Raw genomic sequence first — 21,132 nt, 5'->3', positions numbered from 1 at the left:
CGCGACCTCGCCACGCTGATGCGCCGCAGCTTCGACGCGGCCGACGGCACCGCCCCCGCCCCCGCGCTCGACATCGCGCCGCTCGGCGTCCACGACGCCTTCGCGGACGCGGACCCGGGGGAGGCGTGGGCCGCAAGCGTGCCCGTACGGTTCTACGGCCGCCAAGCCGTCGTCGGACCCTTCCCGGACAACGCCGACAACGCTGACAACGCCGACAACGCCGAAAAAACCGTCGGCGCGGCCACCCACCGCCCCTGCGCCCGCTGTCTCGCCCGCCGTTGGCAGGGCGTGCGCTCCGTCGCGCTGCGCGAGGCCCTGGAGCTGGGCTCCGGCACCAGGGCCGCCGGGGAGTCGCCGTACATCACCCCGTTCACCGCCGACGCCCTCGCCGGGATCGTCGAGGCCCGACTCGCCGGGCAGGGGCCGTCGACCGGCTCCTTCCCGGCGGTTCACCTCGTGGACCTGCAGACCCTTCAGGTACGGCACTACCCGCTCGTGCCGGACCCCGAATGCCCCCGCTGCGGACGCGGCGAGGAGGACACGCCCGAGGCGGCCGTCCTCACCCTGAAGCCCGCGCCCAAACACAAGCCGGGCAGCTTCCGGCTCCGCGACATCAGCGCGTACGAGCTGCCCGTGGAGCCGTACGCCAATCCGGTCTGCGGCTCGCTGGGCCCCTCCGTCGTGCAGGACGTCTCCTCCACCTCCACCTCGGCGACCATCGGCTGCTTCTCGATGCGCTCCGGCGAGTATCTGCGCGAGACGTTCTGGGGCGGCCACGCCGACACCTTCGCGCAGAGCGTGCGCATCGGCGTCCTGGAGGGACTTGAGCGGTACGCCGGAATGCGCTCGCGCGCCAAGGCCGCGGGCACCCGTGGCTCGCTCAACGGCCTGCGGGCCGCCGGTGAACACGCACTGGATCCGCGTGAAGTCGGCCTGTACTCCGAGGAGTTCCACCGCGCCAACCCGCGCGTCACCCCGTTCCACCCCGACCGTGAACTCCCCTGGGTCTGGGGCTACTCGCTCCGCGACCACCGGCCCGTCCTCGTGCCGGAAGTGCTGACGTACTATCACGCGCCCGGCCTGGAGAACCGGTTCGTGCAGGAGAGCTCCAACGGCTGCGCGTCCGGCGGCTGTATGGAGGAGGCCGTCTACTTCGGCCTCATGGAGGTCGTGGAACGCGACGCCTTCCTCCTCACCTGGTACGGGCGGGCCGCCCTCCCCGAACTCGACCCGCGCACCAGCACCCGCGCCGCCACCCGGCAGATGGTCGACCGCCTGGAGATGTACGGGTACGAGGCCCGCTTCTTCGACACCCGGATCAGTTTCCCCATCCCCGTCATCACCGGCGTCGCCGTCCGTCCCGACGGCGGCCGGGGCCGGATGTGCTTCGGCGCGGGCGCCGGGCTCGACCCGGAGTCGGCACTGGCCGGGGCGCTGTGCGAGATCGCCACGGACGCCGTCAACCTCCAGGGCCGCACCGAGCGGGACGAGGTCCGGCTGCGCGCCATGGCCACCGACTACGACAAGGTCGCCGCGCTGCACGACCACCCGCTCGCCTACGGCATCCCGGAGATGGGGAACAACGCCCACTTCCTGATCGGCGAACCGGGCGCGCCCCGGCCGCGGAAGCGGTCACTCACGGAGGCGTACGGCGACGGCCAGGCCCACGCCCACGCCCACGCCCACGGCGACCGCCACGGCGACGGCCACAGCGCCGGATCCCCGCCGCCGCCCGTCTCCGACGATCTGCGCGACGACCTCATGCGATGCGTGAGTGCCGTCACCGACAAGGGATTCGACGTGGTCGTCGTCGACCAGACCATGCCCGAGCAGCGGGACCTCGGCCTGACGACGGTCTCGGTGATCGTCCCCGGCCTGCTGCCCATCGACTTCGGCTGGACCCGGCAGCGCGCGCTCGGCATGCCCCGGCTGCGTACCGCCCTGCGCGAGGCGGGGATGCGTGAACACGACCTGACCGACGCCGACTTGAACCTCGCGCCGCACCCGTTCCCCTGAGAGGAGCACCACCATGGGGTACGCCCATGACTACGCCGCCGCGATCATGCAGCGGGGCCGGGTCCCGATGCCTCCGGCCGATTTCGTGCCGAACTGGTCCGACGGGCCGCGCAAGGCGAAGTACTACCCGGGGGTCGACAGCCTGCCGCTGCCCGTCGCCGACTATCCGGCGGACGCGAGCCTGGACCGCGCCTTCGGCGACGGCGGGGGCACTGAGGGCACCGAGGGCGGGACGTTCGACCTGACGTCGCTCTCCGGGATGCTCCTCGACTCGTACGGCCTGACCGGCCGCCGGCTCGGCGTCCAGGCCAACACCGATCTGAGCGCCCTGCCCTTCTATCCGCTCGCCAACTGGTCGCGCGGCTCCGCCTCCGGCGGCGGCCTCTACCCCGTGAGCGTCTACTGGGTCTCCGGACCGAGCGGCCCCGTCACACCGGGCGTGCACTACTACTCGACCCGCCACCACACCATGCAGCGCCTGCTCACCGGAGACGTGTCCGGCGAGGTGCGCGAGTCGCTGGGCGGGCCCGGCGCGGACACCGACCAGTACCTGGTCCTGGGTATCAAGTACTGGCAGAACTCCTTCAAGTACAACAGCTTCTCCTTCCACGCCGTGAGCATGGACCTCGGCGCCGCCGTGCAGACGTGGCGCATGTGGGCGGGCGCGCGGGGGCTGGCCGTCGAGCCGGCGATGTGGTTCGACGAGGCGCGGCTCCAGAAGCTGCTCGGGGTCCGGGGCGAGGAGGAGGGCGTGTTCGCGGTCGTCCCCCTCAAGTGGGCCGGAACGTCTTGGAGTTCAGGTGCCGTGCCCACGGGGTCGGCCCCCGCGAACGTCTCCGTGCGGCGCCGTGACGTCGAGCGCTCGCGCGAGGTCTTCACCTTCGACGCGCTGCTGAAGATGCAGGCGACGACCTCCGCGCACGCCACCGAGCGGCCGGCCCCCGGGGCCCTCGCCCCGGCCGCCGCACCCCCGGCCGACCCGGACCGGCCGGTCGCGCCGCTGCCCGCCGCGCGGCCGATGCCCGGTGACGTACGGACCGTGCTGCGCCGCCGTCGCAGCAGCTTCGGCCGCTTCGACGCGAGCAGGCCCGTCACCGGCGAGCAACTGGCGGCCTGCCTCGCCGCGTCCAGCGCGGGCTCACGCCTCGGCGGCGACACCGGTACGGGTACGGGTACGGGCACCGGCACGGGTACGAGTGCGGAGGAGGGCGTGCGACTCGCGAAGCTGTACGCGTTCGTCAACCACGTCGAGGGCCTGGCGCCGGGCGCGTACGAGTACGACCCCGACGCCCATGAGCTGCGGCTGGTCAAGGCCGGGCGCCCCGGCGAGTTCCTGCAGCGCAACTACTTCCTCTCCAACTACAACCTGGAGCAGGCCGGCGCCGTACTGGTGCCCACCATCCGTACCGCCGCCGTCCTCGACGCCGTCGGCGACCGCGGCTACCGCCTCGTCAACGCGACCATCGGCGCCGTCGCCCAGTCCGTCTACACCGCGTGCAGCGCGCTGGACCTGGGCTGCGGCGTGGCCCTGGGCTTCGACAACGTCTCGTACATCGAGGAGTTGGGCCTCGACGCCACCGGCGAGGCCCCGCTCCTGATCATGATGGTCGGCAACGAGCGCCCCGCCCCCGCCGACTTCCGGTACGAGATCGCCTGAGCCGATCACCAGATGACCACCGGATGGGGGAGCAGGATGCCTGATCAGGACCCGCACGACCACGACCCGCACGACCAGAACTCGTACGACCAGAACTTGTACGACCAGGACCCGCACGACCACGACTCGCACAGCCACGACCCGCACCGCCAGGACCCGAGGCGCGCGTTCATGCTGCGCGTCGCCGGGCTGCCGATCGAGACCGTGCGCGCCCTGCGCTGCCCGGCGAGCCGCCGCTGGGCGGAGATCGTGCTCGCCGAGGACGAGCGCCTGCGGGCGGCGGGGGAGCGCGTCGGCGATCTGCTGCACGACCTCGTCGGCCGCACCGGCGACGGCGCGGGCGCCGCGCCCCGGGAGGCCGCCGACCGGCGCGCGCTGCTGAAGCTGCGCCGCGAGGTCTTCAACAACCGGCTGCCCGGACAGCCCGGCGTCGCCATCGCGTTGGTCGCCGGGCGCGACGCGGCGACGGGCGAAGCCCTGTCGCGCTGGCTGATCGACCGGCGGGAGCTGGCCGAACTGCGCGCCACCGGGGCGGAGTTGTTCGCGAGCGAGAGCGCCGAGGCGCGCGCCGCGCTCCGCGGGATCGCGGGGGAGGAGCGGTTGCGCAAGGGGCTGCTGCTGGCCTCGCCGACGCTCGACGCGCAGATCGACACGTATCTGCGGCAGGGCGGGGACGGCAAGGCCGACAAGCGGCGCAGGAAGATCGAGCGGTCGCTGCTGTCGTACCTCTACCGCACGGTCTGCAAGACCAGCCCGTTCTCGACGTTCACCGGTGTCGCACTCGGTGAGTTCGAGGAGGGCCGTCCGGCCGGCGGCGACGGCTTCGAGGTGCGGGTCGCCGAGAAGTGGACCGGTCACGCGCGGCTCAACGTCGTCGCACTCGGCCGCCTCGCCGAGTGCGTGATCGCCGACCCCGTACGCCGCGCGGATCTGCCCGTCGCCCCCGCCTCCGGCTGGGGCCGGGACGACGACCGGGTGCGTTACGTACGCCGCTGGGTCACCACCGGCGACGACGACACGGCCGTCACCTTCGACGCGGTGAAGGACCGGCTCTTCTTCCTGCGCCGCAGCGGCACCCTGGAGCGGCTGCTCGACTTCTTCGAGCGGCACCCGGCCCTGCGCTACGGCGAGTTGGCGGCCTGGCTGGCCGACGACGCGCAGGCCGGGGCCGACGAGGCGGAGCAGTATCTCGCCGCGCTGATGGACCTGGGTATGGTCCAAGTACCCGCGCTGCGTACGGCGGTTCATGACACCGACCCGCTGCGTGCCTTCCAGCGGTCGCTGCGCGAGCTGGGCCGGCCGTGGGCCACGGAGCTGGCCGGGCGGCTGGCGGAGGCGGTGGCGCTGACCGACCGGTTCGCCGGGGCGGAGCCCGCCGAGCGCCGCGAGGTGCTCGCCGCGCTCCGGACCACGCTCAGTGACGTCCAGTCGGAACTCGGTGCCGAGAAACCCCGTGTGCCGCAGACCCTGCTGTACGAGGACGCGGCGGCCGGACGCGAGACGGCGATGGGCCTCGGCGCCTGGCGTGAGCTGACGGCCGGGCCGCTCGGCCGGGTGGAGGGCGTACTGCCGGCCTTCGATCTGACGCTCCCTCAGCGCGTCACGTTCAAGGGCTTCTTCCTGGCCAGATACGGACAGGGCGGGCGCTGCGACGATCTGCTCAAGCTGGTGCACGACTTCCACGAGGACTTCTTCGACCAGTACATGACGTTCACCGCGAGCCGTACGACCTTCGACGCGGACGGGCGGTACGTGCCCGAGGTCAACTGGCTCGGGCTGCCGCAGCTCAAGGCGATCGACACGGCGCGGCAATTGTTCATCGAGCGGATGCGCGCCCTCTGGGCCGCGGAGGGCGACAGCGACGAGATCGACCTCGACGCCGGCTTCCTCGCCGACGTCGCCGCCGAACTCGCCCCGGCCGCACCGACGTTCGCGCCGATGAGCCACCACATCCAGCTCGCCGACCGCCCGCACGACCCGCTGGTCGTCCTCAACCGCTCCTACGGCGGTCTCTCCTTCCCCTTCAGCCGCTTCACGCAGTGCTTCGAGGGACTCGACACCGCTCTGCTGGCCGGGGCGGCCCAAGTGCAGCCGCCGGGAGCGGTGTTCGCCGAGGTCACGGGCGGACCCGTCACCAGCAATCTCAATCTGCACGGGCGACTCACCGAGTACGAGATCGTCTGCCCCGGCGAGACCGGCACGCTGCCGGAGGCGTACCGCCTGAGTCTCGACGACCTGTACGTCGAACACGACGAGACGGCCGACCGGCTGGTGCTGCGCTCGACCCGGCTCGGCCGCGAGGTCGTTCCCGTCTACCTCGGCTATCTCGTGCCGCTCGCGCTGCCCGAACTGCCCCGCACCCTGCTGCTCCTCTCGCCCACCTCGATGGCCCCGCTCAATGTGTGGGGCGGCGTCCCGGAGGGCGCGCCGGTCGGCGGAGTCACCCGCAGGCCGCGCGTGCGGCACGGCAGCGTCGTCCTGAGCAGGCGCAGTTGGAGCGCGCCCGCCGCCGGGCTTCCGCTGCACGCGCCGGGGGTCTCGGACGACGAATGGTTCCTCGGCTGGCACCGCTTCCGGCGCGCGACCGGGCTGCCCGACCGGGTCTTCGTGACCGTCTCGGACAGCGGGGCACGCGGGGCGACCGGCGCCAAGCCGCAGTATCTGGACTTCGACAGCGCGCTCTCGCTCACCGCGTTCGAGGCGCTGCTCAAGACGGACGGGGCGCGCGTCGTGTTCCGCGAGATGCTGCCCGACGAGGACGGGCTGCACGCCGTCTCCGCACGTGGCCGCCATGTCGCCGAGCTGGCCGTGGAAACACTGGCCGGCGCCCCTCCCACTCGTAAAGAACTCGTCTCCGCACGGAGGGATGCCCCATGACAGTCCCCGCCGACTGGCAGGCCACGCACGTCTTCTACGCCGCCAACCCCCGCCCCTTCCTGCTCCAGTGCGTGCGCCCGCTCGTCGCCGAGCTGGAGGCGGAGGGCCTGATCGACAACTACTTCTTCATGAACTACTGGCTGGAAGGCCCGCACGTACGGCTGCGCCTCAAGCCGGCCGACGAGGCGGCGGCGCCCGCCGTCCGCGCCCGCACCGAGCAGGCCGTCGACGCCTTCCTCGCCGAGCGGCCCGCGCTGTACGAGGTCGACTCCGGCTTCCTCAACGACTTCTACAACACGCTGTTCGAGATCGAGTTTCCCGGCAGCGAGCGCGGCCACTACATGGACGACCAGGGCCGGATGAATCTGCGCCCCAACAACTCGCGCAGCGCCGAGCCGTACGAGCCGGAGTACGGCAAGTACGGCGGGCCCGCCGGGATCGAGCTGGCAGAGTGGCACTTCCGGCACTCCAGCGATCTCGTCATCGAGGCGCTGCGCACCAAGAACCTGCATCTGCGGACCGTACTGCTGGGCACGTCCGCGCAGTTGATGATGGTCATGTCGGGGACCTTCCTGCCCGGCGACCGGGAGCTGACCGAGTATCTGGAGAGCTACTACGAGTTCTGGCACACGGCGTTCCCCGGCACCGGCTTCATCGGCACCGTCGAGTACGACAAGAACTACGCGGCAATGGCTCCCGGGCTCACCAGCCACTTCGCCCGTATCAGGGCCGCCGTCGGCGCCGGTGAGCCCGCCCGGCTGCCCGGTTTCCTCGCGGGCTGGGCCGAGCACTGCGCCGAACTGAACGACCGAGCGCGGAAGTTGACGCTCGACGGCGACCTGGTCTTCCGGTCCTGGGACGGTGAGCGGGACGAGCGGGTGACGGACCCGGCTGTCGCGCTGCCGCTGCTGCTCTCCCCGTACATGCATATGACGAACAACCGGCTGCATGTCACCATCCGCGACGAGGCGTATCTGTCGCACGTCCTGGGCCGGACACTGCGGGAGTCCGTCGTGCCGCCACAGACAGAGTCACAGCCGGGGCCGCAGCCGGAGCCGGAGTCACAGCCGGAGCCGGCGGCGGTGACCGCGCCATGACCGCCCCCACGGGCCGCGTCCCCGGAGGCGAAGCCCCCGCAGGCCAAGCCCCCACCGACCGGTACCGGCCCTGCCTGCGCCCCGACGTGCTGGTCAGCGACGCGTTCCTGCTCGGTCCCAGGACCGTGCACCTCGTCAAGAACCCGGGGAGCGGCAAGTCGTACGAGGTCGGGGTCAAGGAACACTTCCTGATCGCGCGCATGGACGGCACACGCGGTCTCGACGAGCTGGGCGCGGAGTACGCGGCGGCGTACGGCAAACGCCTGGGCGACGCCAACTGGCAGCAACTGCTGGGCCTGTTGGGCGTCCGGGGCCTGCTGGAAGGCGGCCCCGAGGTTCCCGCGACAACCGTTGCAGAGCTGCCGAGGCGCACCCTGCTGCGCGGCACCCTCCCCCTGGTCGCCGACGCGAACGCGACGGCCGAGCGGCTCCACCGCGCCGTCGGCTTCCTGCTCGCCGCGCCCTTCATGGTCCCGCTGCTCCTCCTGATCACCGCCATGGAGGTCGTGGCGGTGGCGCGCCTCGGCGAACTCGTTGACGGCGCGGTGGCGTTGTTCACCAACCCGGTCCTGCTCGCCGGCGCCGCCGCGCTGCTCTGGTTCAGCACGGCGCTGCACGAACTGGCCCACGGGGTGGTGGCGAGACGCTACGGCGGGCAGGTCGCCGAGATCGGACTGCGCTGGCGCCTGCCCGTCGTGATCATGTACTGCACGGTCGACAACTACCTCTATCTGCACACCCGTCGGGACCGTGTCGCGACAGCCGTCGCGGGCGCGGTGATGAACCTGGCCGTCCTGCTGCCGTTCTGCGCGGTCTGGCTGTTCGCCCCGGTGGACGACGCCACCGGCGAGGCGCTGGCCGGGCTGCTGTTCCTCGGCAGTGTGCAGGCGCTGGCCATGCTCGTACCGTTCCCGCCGCTCGACGGGTACAAGATCGCCGCGCAGCTGTGCGGCGCGACCGGACTCGCCGCGTCCAGCCGGGAGTACGTGCGCCTCGCCGTGCGCCGCGACCCGGCGGCGAAGGCGTACCCGCGCCGGGCCCGTACCGCCTACCTCGGCTACACGCTCGGCTCGCTGCTCGTCCTGGCCGGGATCGTCGCGGCCGTCGTCGCGCTCGTCGTCCACCTCCTCGCCACGTAAGTCCGCACGCCACGCACGCCATCCGCTCTCAGGGAGACCCGCATGACCCCCACACCCACCGACGGCCAGGCCGACGGCCCCGCCGTCGTCCTCGACACGATCCACAAGCGGTACGGGGAGAAGCACGCGGTCGACGGCATCTCGCTGACCGTCCCGCGCGGCGAGTTCTTCGGGCTGCTCGGCCCCAACGGCGCCGGCAAGACCACGCTGGTCGAGATCATGGAGGGCCTGCGCCGCCCCGACTCGGGCACGGTCACCGTCCTCGGCCGGCACCCCTGGCCGCGCGACCCCGAGCTGCTGCCCCGGCTCGGCGTCCAGACCCAGGCGTCCGCCTTCTTCGTACGGCTCACGGCGCGCGAGCACCTGGAGACGGTCGCCGCGCTCTACCGGGCCGACCGGGAGGCGCCGGCGCGCGGCCTCGCCGCCGTCGGTCTCACCGAACAGCGGGACGTGCGCGTGGACGACCTCTCCGGCGGCCAGCGCCAGCGTCTGGCCATCGCGTCCGCGCTCGTCCACGACCCCGAGCTGATCTTCCTGGACGAGCCGACGGCCGCGCTCGACCCGCAGGCCCGCCGCGCGCTGTGGCAGGTGCTGCGCGCGCTCAAGGGCGCCGGGCGGACCATCGTCTACACCACGCACCACCTGGACGAGGCCGAGGCGCTGTGCGACCGCGTCGCGATCGTCATCGACGGCCGGATCGTCGCGCTGGACACGCCGGGCAGGCTCGTCGCCGCCAGCAGCACGGTCACCCGACTGCTGGTCCCCGCCGACCGGCTCTCGCTCGCCGACGCCGAGGCCATCCCCGGTGTGCTGCGGGCCTCGGTGGACGGCGACCTGATCGTGCTGGAGACCGAGGACTCGGGCACGGTGCTGTCGGCGGTCGACGCGCTCGCCGGGCTCCACGGCGTACAGACCCGGACCGCCAGCCTGGAGGACGTGTACCTCGAACTGACCGGCAGCCCGCAGGCGTAGCCCGCCGCCCCCGGACCCTACGCCCGCCCCCGGACCCGACGCCCGCACTGAGAGACGGAGCACCGACACGATGAGCACCACGAGCACCCCGCCCGGTTCCGGTACGACCACGGCGCGCACGCGCCCCATGAGCGCCTACTCCGCGCTGAGCCGGGCCGGTTACCTGGCGTACACGCGTGACAGGACGACCCTCTTCTTCACCTTCGCCTTCCCGCTCCTCTTCCTGGTCGTCTTCGGCCTGATCTTCCACGGCATGACCGTCGAGGAGAGCGGTCGCCCGTACATCAACTACATCGCCCCCGGTGTGCTGTCGTGGGGCGTCGCCAACGCCGCCGTGTTCGGCGTCGGGTTCGTCATCATGCAGTGGCGCCGCGACGACATCCTGCGGCTGATCCGGATGACGCCGACCCCGCTGCCCACGATCCTCGGCTCGCGCTACGTCCTGGCCCTCGCCATCGGCACCGTGCAGGCGGCGATGTTCGTGCTCGTCGCGATGCTGCCGTTCTTCGGCCTCGAACCGGCGGGGAGCTGGCCGCTGGCGCTGCCCGTGCTGTTCCTCGGCATCACCGCGTTCCTCGCGGTCGGTGTGATCGTCGGCTCCTTCGCGAGGACGCCGGAAGCGGTCGCCGCCGTCGCCAACTGCCTGATGGTGCCGATGGCGTTCCTGTCCGGGTCGTTCTTCCCGCTGGACGCCATGCCGGGGTGGATGCAGAACGTGTCTCTCGTCCTGCCGCTGCGCTACTTCAACGACGGCATCTCCGCGGCCGTCACCGGTGACGGAGGCGGCGGCGACATCCTGGTGGCCTGCGGCGGCATCACCGCCTTCGCCGTCGTCTTCGGCGCGGTCGCGCTGAAGACCTTCCGCTGGAGCGACCAGTCATGACGACAGGGACAGTCGCGGGGGCGGCTGTGGTCCTCGCCGACGGCACCCTCGCCGACGGCACCCCGCTGGAGCGCGGTCGCGCACACCTCCAACAGGCCCTGACCGTACGGCACACGGCCCACGGCGCGGCGAGCGTGCCCGCCCCGCTCGTGGTGCCCCTCGGCGGCGCCGACGTCCTCGGCTTCGGGCACCCCGACCCGTACGCCGCCGTACGTCCACGGGCCAACGTCCAGCTCACCTCGCGCGCCGCCCTCGTCGGCCCCTGGGGCGGCACGACGGGCACCGCCACCGACACCGCCGCCCACTCCGCCTGCGGCCAGTGCCTCGCCATGCGCTGGCAGCGGCTGCGCAGCCGATCCGAGCGCGAGGCGCTGGAGCTGGGCCACGAACCGCACGGCGCGGCCGACTGGCCGCTGCTCACCGACTACGCGGTGGACGCGGTCTGGGCGGCGTATCTCGCCGTCCGTACGGGGGAGTTCACCCCGCCCGCCGCCACCGCCGCCGACCGTGAACTGCCGCAGGTCACCCGCGTCGACCTCGGCACCCTCGCCGTCGCGACCTTCCCGCTGCTGCCCGAACCGCTCTGCCCGTCCTGCGTCCCCCTGCGCCCCGACACCGCCGACGCCGCCCGCATGCGGCTGACGGCCCGGCCCAAGCCGGACCCCGACGGTTACCGCCTGCGTTCACTGGGCGCGTACCCGCTGCCGACCGCCGCGCTCGCCAACCCAGTCTGCGGCGCGCTCGGTTCGGACACCTGGATCAACCCGGCGTCCACGACGACGGCCCCCGTCGCGGGCACGCACTTCGTACGCGGTTACGCCGGCCTCAACGACGTCACCTGGAGCGGCCAGGCCAACAGCTACTCCACCAGCCGGACTCTGGCGTTCCTGGAGGGACTCGAGCGGTACGCGGGCACCCACCGCCGCCGTGGCACGACCCCGGTCGTCGACTCGTACAACAACCTCGCGGCCGACGCGCTGAACCCGGCGGACTGCGGCTTCTACGCGGACGTGACGTACGAGAAGGACCACCTGGTCAGCCCGTTCGACCCCGACCGGCCGATCCCCTGGGTGTGGGGCCACTCGCTGCGCGACGAGCGCCCGATCCTGATTCCCGCGCGCCTGGCGCACTACAGCGCGGGCGTGGACGCCGACAACTTCGTCTTCGAGTGCTCCAACGGCTGTGCCACCGGCGGGAGTCTGGAGGAGGCGATCCTCTTCGGCCTGCTGGAGCTGATCGAACGCGACGCGTTCCTGCTCGCCTGGTACGGCCGCGCCAAGCTCACCGAGATCGACCTCGGATCGTGCCGGGGCGGCACGATCCGCACGATGCTCGACCGGGCCGCGCTGCACGGCTACGACGTGCACGCCTTCGACACCCGGATGGATCTCGCGGTGCCCGTCGTCACGGCCCTCGCCGTGCGGCGCGACGGCGGTCTCGGCACGCTCTCCTTCAGCGCCGCCGCCGGCTTCGACCCGGAGGGCACGGTCGACGCCGCCCTCTCCGAAGTCCTCACCTACATACCGCACCTGCCCTACCAGGTCGCCGAACGCGAGCGCGAGCTGCGCGAGATGGCGGGCGACTACCGCAAGGTCCTGCACCTCAAGGACCACGCGCAGCTGTACGGCCTGCCGGAGATGACGCACCACGCGCGTGAGTATCTGGAGCCGACGGCCGTGCGTTCGCTCGACGAGACGTACGCCGACTGGGCGCCGCTGCGGCCGCGCACCGGTGACCTGCTGGACGATCTGCGGCTGCTGCGCGACGAGTTGGCGGGCGCCGGGTACGACGTGATCGCCGTCGACCAGACGACGCCGGAGCAGCGGCGGATGGGGCTGTACACGGTGAGTACGACCGTGCCCGGTCTGCTGCCGCTGGACTTCGGCTGGACCCGGCAGCGGGCCCTGCTGATGCCGAGACTGCGCACGGCGCTGCGGGCGGCCGGGCGGCGTACGGACGATCTGCCGGAGTCCGCGGTCAAGGCGGTCCCGCATCCGTTCCCGTAACACCCCGCGCGCGCCGGGCACGACGGCAGCCGGCCCCTCTCCCGGTGGGTGGTTCCCACGGGGGAAGGGGCCGGTTGCTCGCTGCGAAGCCGGATCAGGCGGAGCAGGAGGTGGTGCTGGTGGTGCTGGAGCAGGTGGAGGTCGAGGAGGACGACGTGGAACCGGCGAGGACGACCTCGACCGCGTCCGAGTAGTCCGAGATCTCGAAGGTCTCCGACTCGAGCTCCAGGATCTCGTCGGCGAGGGTGGCGAGTCCGGTCTTCGGGGCCATGGGGGTTCTCCTTCGTTCACCGGGGCTTCACCGGCTGGTCCGGCGGCGCTCCCTTGCGGTGGCTTCATTCCACCGGTGCCCGCTGTCAGTTCGGCCCGGCTTTCGCTGTCACACCGCTGACAGGTGGTGTCAGCGGAACGTGTGTCAGGTGCGCGTGTCCTGCCGCACCCTCGAACCTCAAGGAATGCTCAAGCAAGGAGGTGAGCGGCGCGTGATCGAGGCGCTGAACGGGGAATCACTCCGAGCCGGACCTGAAGCCGCGAACGAACCGGAAGCCGCAGCCCGGCCGGAAGCCGCGCGCGAACCGGAAACCACGACCGAAGCGGAAGCCGCAGCCCGACCGGATCCGGTACCGCTCGGGCCCGCCGCCGTACCGCGCGAGACCCTGCGGGACGCCCTCGGGCTCTATCTCGAACTGCACGCCCACCCGGAGCTGTCCGGCGCCGAGGCCCGGACCGCCGAGCGCTTCGCCGCCCGACTGGCGGGCGACGGCGCCACCGTCACCCGTGGCGTCGGCGGCCACGGCGTCGTCGGCGTCCTGCGCAACGGCGCGGGCCCCACCCTCATGCTGCGCGCCGAACTCGACGCCCTGCCCATCGAGGAACGCACCGGCCTGGCGTACGCGAGCACCGTCCCCGGCACCATGCACGCCTGCGGCCACGACCTCCATCTCGCCTCCGCCGCAGGCGCGTTCGCCCTGCTCGCACGGTCGGCGGAGAGCTGGAGCGGTACCCTCCTGGTCGTCGGCCAGCCCGCCGAGGAGACCCTGGAAGGGGCGGCCGCGCTGCTCGCCGACGGTCTCTACGAGCGGTTCGGCACCCCCGACGTCGTCCTCGCCCAGCACACCGCGCCCCTGCCGGCCGGGTCACTCGCGCACGGCCGGGGGCCGATGATGGCGGCGAGCGCCGCGCTGGACGTCGTGATCCACGGCTACGGCGGGCACGCCGGCACGCCGCAGCTCACCGTCGACCCCGTCGTCACCGCCGCCGCGACCGTCATGCGCCTCCAGACGGTCGTCTCCCGCGAGACGGCGCCGTCCGACCAGGTCGTCCTGACCGTCGGCTCCCTGCGCGCCGGCCGGCTCGGCAACGTCATCCCGGACGACGCCGAACTGAGCATCACCGTCCGCGCGGCGACCGACCAGGCCCTGGAGCGGGCCGTGGCCGCGGCGGAACGCATCGTACGAGCCGAGTGCGCCGCCTCGGGCTGCCCCCGGAACCCCGACGTCACGCTGGTCTCCCGCTCCCCGGCCCTGCTGCCCGACCCGGCGGCCACGGCGACCGTACGGGCCGCCCACGAGCGGGAGTTCGGCCCGCACCGGGTGACGGACTGGCCGGGCTCGATGGCCACCGAGGACTTCCCGCGCTTCGCCGTCGACGGTGTGCGGACGGCATACTGGATGGTCGGTACGGTGTCCCCGAGCCAGTGGCGCGCCGCGCGCTCGGCCGGCCGGCCGGTGCCGCCGAACCACTCGGCGGAGTTCGCCCCCGACGTACGGACCGCTCTGCCGGCGGGTATCGCGGCCATGGCGACGGCCGCCGGGCAGCTGTTCAAGGAGACAGGTTGATGATGACGGCCCAGTGGCACGGGTGCGCGGACATCGGGAACGCCCCCGGATACGTGGAGGTCGTGACGGTCCGCGAGGACAGCGCGGCCCCGTCCGCCGAGACGACGGTCATCCGCCTGCTGGGGCTGCTGCCGGGGCACTTGAGATGTGTCCCGGAGGTCGCCGAGGTCGCGGGCGACCGGGTGCGGTTGTGGATCGCGCGGGACGTCGCGACGACCGACACCGACATCCGCCGCGCGGTCCGGGCGGTCCTGGCGGACGCGGCGCTGTGGGGCTGGACGGAGCAGCGCTGACCCGCCCCTCCCGCCCGGCCGCCGTCAGATCCAGCCCGTCAGATCCAGCCCCGTTCGCGGGCCAGCAGCGCCCCCTGCGCGCGGCTCGCGGCGCCGAGCGCCTGAAGCAGATCGGCCACGTGTCTTCGGTACGTACGGACCGAGATCCCCAAGTCCCGGGCGCCCGCCTCGTCCTTGCCCACCGTGCACATCGAGATCAGCACCTGCTGCTCGATCTCGCTGAGCCCGCCCACCGCGTCGGCGGTCTCCTTCGTGACGGTGTGCAGGTCGTCCGCCTGCGTCCAGATCTTCTCGAACAGGGCGATGATGTTGGCGACGAGCCCGCTCTTGTGGGCCAGCAGCGCCCCGCGCGCGGTGTTCTGCGGGTCCACCGGCACCAGGGCCGTACGGCCGTCGTACACCAGGATCCGCTCCGTGATGTTCTCCGCGACCCGGATCTGGGCACCGCGCTTGACCAGTTCGCGCAGATAGTCACGGGTCGGCAGGTCGTCCAGCGCGGCGGCGAGCACCACATTGCGGATGCGCACCCCGCGCCGCAGACATCGCAGGTCCAGCGGCCGGGACCGTTCGATGTTCTCGGCCGAGAGCTTCGTGTACGGCTCCACGGACAGGATCTCGTCGCGCGCGAAGAACGCGAGGTCGTCGATCCGGTTCCGTATCTCTGTCAGGCCCTCCAACTGCTCGATGCCCTGCACCGGGGGCAGCCGCGAGCCCTGCTCGGCGCGCAGTCCGTCCACGAGGTCACGGGCCTGCATGACCCGGCGCAGCTCCTCGTGGAGCGCGTTGAGCCGCGCGTCGGTCAGCCGGCCGATGGCCACGCCGGGGTCGGCGGGGGAGACGCGGTCGTGACTGCTGTCGGGGTGGAGCAGGCCCAGCTTCCGCAGCCGGTCCAGGCTGAGCCTGGCGTCGTCCTGTTCGGTGTGCACCAGCAGATGGATGTCGTCCGCCGACGTGTCCGGATTGCGGAGAAAGTGCCGGTAGATCTCTTCCTCGGTCGGGGAGACACCGAAGACGGACATCTCGTTGTCGCCCAAGACTTGGCCTCCGCTACTTGGTCAGTTCACGCCGAGGAAGGGGTGGGTTGTCGGTGCCGGTGCGGTCCGCCGGGCTCGCGGCGCGGCTCGGTGGGGACCCTGCAGAGAGTAAAGGCAATGCCATGACTCTGTATCTGATCTTGCGAGGAACTGTGCCCTGGATATGGGTGAACCGTGGACGTCGTGACTGACCGCTGTCCGCCCGGCGCGCCGGGTTGCGAAACGGCTCGGCGGACTCACGTCAGTCTCCCCGTGGTCATGCCCGCCTACGCGGCGGGAGGCGCGTACGGCGGAACTCGTTGACCCGCGGCGTGCTCCATCGCGCCGGTGCGACCGAATGTACGTGCTCGGTAACGTGGTTGATGGCGACATCATGCGATGTCGCACCACAGGCCCGCTTGCTATCTGAGGGGATCGGAATGGGAAGCCACGGATCACCACCGCCACCGTCACCGCCGACCCCACCACCGTCGCCTCGTGATTCGGACGGCCAGCACCCGGATGTCTCCAAGCCCGGAGGCGGCACGCACCGCAAATGACCGGCCCCGATCTTGACGCGCTGAGCGTCCGCACCGCCGATGAACTGGACGCCGCCGGGGGCTTTCAACAGCCCTGGATGCGCGGCCTGTTCCTCAAAGTCCCGCGGCACGCGTTCGTGCCCGACCGGGTGTGGGTGTGGTCGACGGACGCCTACCGGCCGCTCGACCGGACCGTCGACCCGGTCGGCTGGGCGCAACTCGTAAGCGATGCGACCCGGTCGGTGGTGACGCAGGTCGACGACGGGCGTCCCGGCCCCGACGGCGGGACCCTGCCCACCAGTTCGATCAGCGCGCCGAACGCGGTGTTCACGATGCTCGCGGCAGCGGACCTGGAGTCCGGTCACCGGGTGGCGGAGATCGGCACCGGTACGGGATACAACGCGGCGTTGCTCTGCGAGCGGGTCGGGGCGCGGAACGTGGTCAGCGTCGAGATCGACCCCGTCGTGGCGGAGAGCGCGCGAAGAGCCCTGCGGGCGACCGGATACCGGCCCACTGTCGTCGTCGCGGACGGCGAGGCCGGGCACCCGGCCGGGGGGCCGTACGACAGGTTGCTCTCGACGGCATCGTCGCACCGCGTGCCGGGCGCGTGGGTCCGACAGGTGCGGCCGGGCGGGCTGATCGTGACTCCGTGGCGCACCACCCTCGCGACGTCCGGCATGGCGGTACTGCGCGTCACCGAAGACGGTCGGGCGCAGGGCCACTTCGGCCACCCGATGGCCTTCATGGACCTGCGGGGCCAGCGCCGTGACGACTGTTCGCCGCTGCGCGACGTCTACACCCACGACGCGTGGGAGGACAGCCGCGCGAGACCGGCCCGGTCGGCCCCACGCTGGCTGGACGACGACTACCACGCCCGATTCGCGGTGGGCCTGATGCTCCCGGGCGTACACGTCGACCGCCAGGACGCGGACTCCGGCGACGAATTCGCGTGGTGGCTGTCGACCCGTACGTCGTGGGCGTACGTGGCCGGCGGCACGGCCCGGCAATGGGGACCCCGCGACCTGCTGGACGAACTCGACCGGGCCCACGACCACTGGACGGGGGCCGGTCGCCCCGACCTCTACCGTTACGGACTGACGGTGACCCGCGACGGTACGCAACGGCCGTGGCTCGACACCCCGGACGCCCTGCTCCCGCGGCCGTTCAGTCGCGGGGTGACGCCGGCGCGGCGAAGTGGTCGAACTCGCCCGCTTTGACGCCGAGGATGAAGGCGCGGAGCTTTTCGGGGGTGGTGGTGACGACGGTGTCGGGGTCGTCGCTTTCGCGGAGCTTGATGGTGCCGTCGTCGGCGGCGGAGACGTAGACGCAACTGTTCGCCTTTGCGCTGAACGAGGATTTCCGCCAGTTGTGGACGGACATGGGTGACCCTTTTCGCAGATTTCTTCCGCGATCCGGCGGATCAGCACGCGAGACGCCGCTGGCTTGAGGCTGCAACCCTCCATGCGGTCCAGAAGGGCCTGATACTTCGCCAACTGCGGTGGGGCATCAAGGAACTCGGCACCATGTTCCGAATCGAGTCGAACCGTGTCGAGGGCGGAACCGTGTCGGCCATGTAGTGGATGTTCTGGCCCGAACCGGGGAGAGCGCCGACACCGAACGGGATCACCAGGATGGTGATGTGTCTCCGTTCGCTCATGTCGATGAGGCTGCGCAGTTGTGCACGAGCCACCTCCGATCCGCCGAAGCCCATACGTAGGGCGGCCTCATGGATGATCGCCGTGAGTGGTGTCGGATTCTCGCCCTAGAGCACGGCTTGTCGCTTGATGCGGTACGAGACGCGGTGTTCGACGTGCTCCAGCTCCGCGAGGTCGAGGGTGTCGGGCGGCAGCATGTCGCGGTACTCGTCCCACCAACCGCGGGTCCGTCCCCCGGTCATCTTCGCGAGCGCCTCGATCAGGGCCTCGTCCGCACACGTGTAGCTACGGGCCATGGAGCGGACCCGGTCCGCGCTCACGGCGAAGCGTCCCGTTTCGACGCTGCTGATCTGCGGCTGCGACGAGCCGAGGAGCGCGGCTGCCTTCGTCACGGACAGATCCATCTGCTCGCGCAGCCTGCGCACTTCGGTACCGAGGCGCCGCTGCCGCATCATGGGTATTAGCGGTTCGGCCACCGTGTGACTCAGGCCACTTCAACTGGCCTCGCCTCACGGCGCCTCACGGCGCCTTACTCGCCATGCCCAACGGCATCAGCCGGGCTGGCGTCACCCTCTCGCCGACAGGGGAAAACCATGACGACCGTATTGCCGCAGAGCCCTGCCCCGGAGCCGATCGACTTCGCCCGGGAGGTGTACGAACTCCTACGTGACACCGCACCACGCCTCTTCGCGGTCGTGGAGGAGTTCCGTCCAGTCACGGAAAAGCCCGATGCCTTCGTCGTCGCCTGGGGCCTCGCGTACGCGGACGGCGCTGCCGAGGCATGCGCCGCCTGATCGTCAAGGTCCCCGGACCTGCGCTGACGGTCAAATCCGTCCACCGCCAGTGCCCTTACGCGCTCCGCTCAGCGAGTCGTCGGCGCATGGCCGTCGCCCGGCTGTCGTCGTACAGGGCGATGAGCCGCAGCGCTTCGGTCTCCCCGGGGCCGGCGGGCTCGTCCAGTGCCGAGGCCAACGCTTCCAAGGCCAGCGCCTCGTGCCAGGAGTCGCCGAGGTCGTGGTGGACGGCAGCCGCCCGGCGGTGGAAGTGCGCCCCTTCGTCCGGCCTGCCGAGCGCGCCGTACGCCTCGCCCGTGCCGTACCACGCCATCGCCTCGCGGCTGCGGTTGCCGAGACGCCGGTGCAGGTCGGCCGAGCGCTGGTACGACGCTAGGGCGTCGGCGGGCCGGGCCTGGGCCAGTTGGGCATCGCCAAGGGTGAGCAGCCAGTAGCCCTCGTAGATCTGGTCGCGCAGGACAAGGGCGATGTCCATGGCCTGTTCGGCCAGGCGCAGCGCCTCGTCCAACTCGCCCCGTTCGCGGTGCAGACAGCTCAGGATGCGCAGCGCGTTCCCTTCGTTTCCGGGGTTTCCGAGAGCGCGGTGGGCGGCCAGTGCTTCTTGGGCGGAGACGACGGCTTCTTCCAACCGTCCCGCGTTGTACTGCGTGGTCGCCAGGTTCGACAGGGCCGAGGCCGCCCAGCCGTGGGAGTCCGCCGCCCGCCACAGTGTCGCGGCCTGTTCGAAATGGGTTGCCGCGTCTTTCAATTGACGTCGCCTCAGGTGAATGAGTCCGATCAGATTCAGTGAGTCCGCCTCACCGGCCCCATCTCCATTGGCTCGGCGGATCGCCAGCGCCCGCTGATGACAGTCCAGGCTCTCGTCCCACGCATTGATCCGGTGGTGGGCCATACCCAGACAGCTGAGAAGCTCCGCCTCGGCCGTGGGGTCACCCACCCGGTGAGCCGCTTCCAGCCCCGCAGTCCCCACGGCCACCCAGTCGGTCATCGACGCGGAAGGCGGCTGCATGTACCACAGGACCAACGCCAACTTCCATGCCAGCGTGTCGTGTTCGCCGGCGGTTGCGGCGCCGACCGTCCGGAGCAGGTTGGTCTGCTCGCGCTCAGCCCAGTCCATTGCCGCGTCGTAGTCCGCGAACTCCAACGGACTGACGGTCTGGGGCAGTTCCGGCAGCGACACGTGCTCCTCCGAGGGAGCAAGTATGACCCGCGCCGCCTCCGCGCTGCACAGGTACCAGCTCAGCACCCGCTGGAGGGCGGCTCGCCCCTCCTCCTGCGGCTTCTCCTGCCGGGTGAGCCCGGCGGCGTACGCGCGCAGCAGGTCGTGGAACTGGTAGCGGTCGGGCCCCGTCTGCTCCAGCAGGTGGGCCCCGACGAGGGAGTCGAGCAGTTGGCGGGTCTGTACGGCGGGCAGTGCGGCGAGCGCGGTGGCGGCAGGCAGGCCGAACTCGGGCCCGGGGTGCACGCCGAGCTGCCGGAAGAGCGTCGCGCCCGGTTCGGACAGGGCGCGGTACGACCACGCGAACACGGTGCGGACGGCCTCCGCCTCATCCGCGTCCCCGATGCTGAGTGCGTCCCAGAGGGCGGATTCGTCGCGCAGTTCAGCGATCAAATCGGCCAGGCGCAGATGTGGATTGCTCGCGGCGCGTTCACCGGCGATGCGCAGGGCCAGCGGCAACGCGGCGCACAGCCTGGCGAGTTCGGCGAGTTCGCGCTGGTCGTCCTCCGGTCGGTAGCCGGCGGTCACCGCCCGAAGAAGGGCGACGGCCTCGGGCTCGGGCAACGTGCCGAGTGTCAGCCGGTGCGCTCCGTCCCTTATGGCGAGCCCGGAGAGCCTGCTGCGGCTCGTCACCAGCGTCAGGCACTTCGAGCCGCCCGGCAGCAGCGGGCGGACCTGCGCGACCGTCGCCGCGTTGTCCAGGATGATCAGCATCGTCCGGTCGGCCAGCAGCGAGCGGTAGAGAGCTGCGGCGGCGTCGAGTTCCTGGGGCACGGAGTCGGCGTGCACCCCCAGGGCGGAGAGAAATCCGCGAAGGGCCTCGTGGGCGCTCAGCGGCTGACCGGGGTCGTAACCGCGCAGATTGACGTAAAGCTGTCCGTCGGGAAAATGCTCACGGACCTGGTGGGCCCAGTGCAGTACGAACGAGGTCTTGCCCGCACCGGCGGTGCCCGCGACGACGCAGACGGAGACGACGACGGGGGCGCCGCCCTCGCCGTCCTCGCCGGGCAGAACGGCGTGCAACTGGCCCAGTTCGGCGGTGCGGTTGACGAAGCGGTGAATATCCCCGGGTAACTGGCGTGGCACCGGCCCTTCGCGTCCCGCGTCGCCCGCAGCGTGCCGGTGAAAGTGGAT

The 21,132-nt window shown here is 71.6% G+C and carries 16 protein-coding genes and 1 pseudogene; 12 read left to right on the top strand and 5 right to left on the bottom strand.

The window, feature by feature from the left end:
- The first annotated feature begins 18 nt into the window (after positions 1 to 18).
- From ACFUN8_RS02285 to ACFUN8_RS02250, 8 genes are all read left to right on the top strand, one after another.
- A complete protein-coding gene (locus ACFUN8_RS02285; RefSeq protein ID WP_383630320.1) occupies positions 19 to 2,016 on the top strand; it encodes a TOMM precursor leader peptide-binding protein in 1,998 nt (665 codons plus the stop codon).
- Positions 2,017 to 2,029: 13 nt separating this feature from the next.
- Positions 2,030 to 3,673, top strand: a complete 1,644-nt coding sequence (locus ACFUN8_RS02280) for a nitroreductase family protein (protein WP_383630240.1) — start codon at positions 2,030 to 2,032, stop codon at positions 3,671 to 3,673.
- A 171-nt stretch (positions 3,674 to 3,844) separates the two neighbouring features.
- Positions 3,845 to 6,550 (top strand): lantibiotic dehydratase, encoded by a 2,706-nt coding sequence (locus tag ACFUN8_RS02275; protein ID WP_383630318.1) that lies wholly within the window; start codon positions 3,845 to 3,847, stop codon positions 6,548 to 6,550.
- Positions 6,547 to 7,647 (top strand): lantibiotic dehydratase C-terminal domain-containing protein, encoded by a 1,101-nt coding sequence (locus ACFUN8_RS02270; RefSeq protein WP_383630238.1) that lies wholly within the window; start codon positions 6,547 to 6,549, stop codon positions 7,645 to 7,647. The genes ACFUN8_RS02275 and ACFUN8_RS02270 overlap by 4 nt, the downstream gene beginning before the upstream one ends.
- On the top strand, positions 7,644 to 8,786 hold the full coding sequence (locus ACFUN8_RS02265; RefSeq protein ID WP_383630236.1) for a metalloprotease: 1,143 nt from the start codon (positions 7,644 to 7,646) through the stop codon (positions 8,784 to 8,786). Before ACFUN8_RS02270 ends, ACFUN8_RS02265 begins: the two co-directional genes overlap by 4 nt.
- A 42-nt stretch (positions 8,787 to 8,828) precedes the next feature.
- Positions 8,829 to 9,758 (top strand): ABC transporter ATP-binding protein, encoded by a 930-nt coding sequence (locus tag ACFUN8_RS02260; protein ID WP_383630234.1) that lies wholly within the window; start codon positions 8,829 to 8,831, stop codon positions 9,756 to 9,758.
- A 127-nt stretch (positions 9,759 to 9,885) separates the two neighbouring features.
- Positions 9,886 to 10,641, top strand: a complete 756-nt coding sequence (locus ACFUN8_RS02255) for an ABC transporter permease (RefSeq protein ID WP_383630316.1) — start codon at positions 9,886 to 9,888, stop codon at positions 10,639 to 10,641.
- Positions 10,638 to 12,647, top strand: coding sequence for a TOMM precursor leader peptide-binding protein (locus ACFUN8_RS02250; RefSeq protein ID WP_383630232.1), 2,010 nt, complete (start codon positions 10,638 to 10,640; stop codon positions 12,645 to 12,647). The genes ACFUN8_RS02255 and ACFUN8_RS02250 overlap by 4 nt, the downstream gene beginning before the upstream one ends.
- 94 nt (positions 12,648 to 12,741) lie before the next feature.
- On the opposite strand, the gene ACFUN8_RS02245 is transcribed toward ACFUN8_RS02250, so the two are convergent.
- Positions 12,742 to 12,918, bottom strand: coding sequence for a thiazolylpeptide-type bacteriocin (locus ACFUN8_RS02245; RefSeq protein ID WP_189109547.1), 177 nt, complete (start codon positions 12,916 to 12,918; stop codon positions 12,742 to 12,744).
- A 184-nt stretch (positions 12,919 to 13,102) separates the two neighbouring features.
- On the opposite strand from ACFUN8_RS02245, the gene ACFUN8_RS02240 reads away from it, so the two are divergent.
- On the top strand, positions 13,103 to 14,485 hold the full coding sequence (locus ACFUN8_RS02240) for an amidohydrolase (RefSeq protein ID WP_383630230.1): 1,383 nt from the start codon (positions 13,103 to 13,105) through the stop codon (positions 14,483 to 14,485).
- On the top strand, positions 14,485 to 14,778 hold the full coding sequence (locus tag ACFUN8_RS02235; protein ID WP_383630228.1) for a hypothetical protein: 294 nt from the start codon (positions 14,485 to 14,487) through the stop codon (positions 14,776 to 14,778). Before ACFUN8_RS02240 ends, ACFUN8_RS02235 begins: the two co-directional genes overlap by 1 nt.
- A gap of 38 nt (positions 14,779 to 14,816) precedes the next feature.
- On the opposite strand, the gene ACFUN8_RS02230 is transcribed toward ACFUN8_RS02235, so the two are convergent.
- Complete coding sequence (locus ACFUN8_RS02230) at positions 14,817 to 15,797, bottom strand: helix-turn-helix transcriptional regulator (protein WP_383630314.1); 981 nt, start codon at positions 15,795 to 15,797, stop codon at positions 14,817 to 14,819.
- A gap of 550 nt (positions 15,798 to 16,347) precedes the next feature.
- On the opposite strand from ACFUN8_RS02230, the gene ACFUN8_RS02225 reads away from it, so the two are divergent.
- The gene (locus tag ACFUN8_RS02225; protein WP_383630226.1) at positions 16,348 to 17,547 is read left to right on the top strand and encodes a methyltransferase domain-containing protein; all 1,200 of its coding nucleotides are present in this window, start codon (positions 16,348 to 16,350) and stop codon (positions 17,545 to 17,547) included.
- On the opposite strand, the gene ACFUN8_RS02220 is transcribed toward ACFUN8_RS02225, so the two are convergent.
- Positions 17,495 to 17,710, bottom strand: a complete 216-nt coding sequence (locus ACFUN8_RS02220; RefSeq protein WP_383630224.1) for a DUF397 domain-containing protein — start codon at positions 17,708 to 17,710, stop codon at positions 17,495 to 17,497. The two genes, ACFUN8_RS02225 and ACFUN8_RS02220, sit on opposite strands and share 53 nt — an antisense overlap.
- A gap of 17 nt (positions 17,711 to 17,727) precedes the next feature.
- Positions 17,728 to 18,440, bottom strand: a pseudogene (locus ACFUN8_RS02215) (helix-turn-helix domain-containing protein); the annotation flags it as partial.
- A gap of 138 nt (positions 18,441 to 18,578) precedes the next feature.
- Between ACFUN8_RS02215 and ACFUN8_RS02210 the strand changes: the two are divergent.
- Positions 18,579 to 18,779, top strand: a complete 201-nt coding sequence (locus ACFUN8_RS02210; protein ID WP_383630222.1) for a hypothetical protein — start codon at positions 18,579 to 18,581, stop codon at positions 18,777 to 18,779.
- A gap of 55 nt (positions 18,780 to 18,834) precedes the next feature.
- Here the strand turns inward: ACFUN8_RS02210 and ACFUN8_RS02205 are convergent, their stop codons facing one another.
- Positions 18,835 to 21,084: an ATP-binding protein gene (locus tag ACFUN8_RS02205; protein ID WP_383630220.1), complete on the bottom strand. Its 2,250-nt coding sequence runs from the start codon at positions 21,082 to 21,084 to the stop codon at positions 18,835 to 18,837.
- Positions 21,085 to 21,132 lie beyond the last annotated feature (48 nt).

Source organism: Streptomyces sp. NPDC057307 (assembly GCF_042667665.1).
GTDB lineage: Bacteria > Actinomycetota > Actinomycetes > Streptomycetales > Streptomycetaceae > Streptomyces.
This window is presented reverse-complemented; position numbering and strand designations above follow the sequence as displayed.

Coding starts and splice junctions, on each gene's coding strand:
- ACFUN8_RS02260 (WP_383630234.1), top strand. CDS start 8,829: ATGACCCCCACACCCACCGACGGCCAGGCCGACGGCCCCGCCGTCGTC.
- ACFUN8_RS02250 (WP_383630232.1), top strand. CDS start 10,638: ATGACGACAGGGACAGTCGCGGGGGCGGCTGTGGTCCTCGCCGACGGC.
- ACFUN8_RS02245 (WP_189109547.1), bottom strand. CDS start 12,918: ATGGCCCCGAAGACCGGACTCGCCACCCTCGCCGACGAGATCCTGGAG.
- ACFUN8_RS02275 (WP_383630318.1), top strand. CDS start 3,845: ATGCTGCGCGTCGCCGGGCTGCCGATCGAGACCGTGCGCGCCCTGCGC.
- ACFUN8_RS02240 (WP_383630230.1), top strand. CDS start 13,103: ATGCTCAAGCAAGGAGGTGAGCGGCGCGTGATCGAGGCGCTGAACGGG.
- ACFUN8_RS02235 (WP_383630228.1), top strand. CDS start 14,485: ATGATGACGGCCCAGTGGCACGGGTGCGCGGACATCGGGAACGCCCCC.
- ACFUN8_RS02280 (WP_383630240.1), top strand. CDS start 2,030: ATGGGGTACGCCCATGACTACGCCGCCGCGATCATGCAGCGGGGCCGG.
- ACFUN8_RS02285 (WP_383630320.1), top strand. CDS start 19: ATGCGCCGCAGCTTCGACGCGGCCGACGGCACCGCCCCCGCCCCCGCG.
- ACFUN8_RS02230 (WP_383630314.1), bottom strand. CDS start 15,797: ATGTCCGTCTTCGGTGTCTCCCCGACCGAGGAAGAGATCTACCGGCAC.
- ACFUN8_RS02255 (WP_383630316.1), top strand. CDS start 9,886: ATGAGCGCCTACTCCGCGCTGAGCCGGGCCGGTTACCTGGCGTACACG.
- ACFUN8_RS02265 (WP_383630236.1), top strand. CDS start 7,644: ATGACCGCCCCCACGGGCCGCGTCCCCGGAGGCGAAGCCCCCGCAGGC.
- ACFUN8_RS02270 (WP_383630238.1), top strand. CDS start 6,547: ATGACAGTCCCCGCCGACTGGCAGGCCACGCACGTCTTCTACGCCGCC.
- ACFUN8_RS02225 (WP_383630226.1), top strand. CDS start 16,348: ATGACCGGCCCCGATCTTGACGCGCTGAGCGTCCGCACCGCCGATGAA.
- ACFUN8_RS02210 (WP_383630222.1), top strand. CDS start 18,579: ATGACGACCGTATTGCCGCAGAGCCCTGCCCCGGAGCCGATCGACTTC.
- ACFUN8_RS02220 (WP_383630224.1), bottom strand. CDS start 17,710: ATGTCCGTCCACAACTGGCGGAAATCCTCGTTCAGCGCAAAGGCGAAC.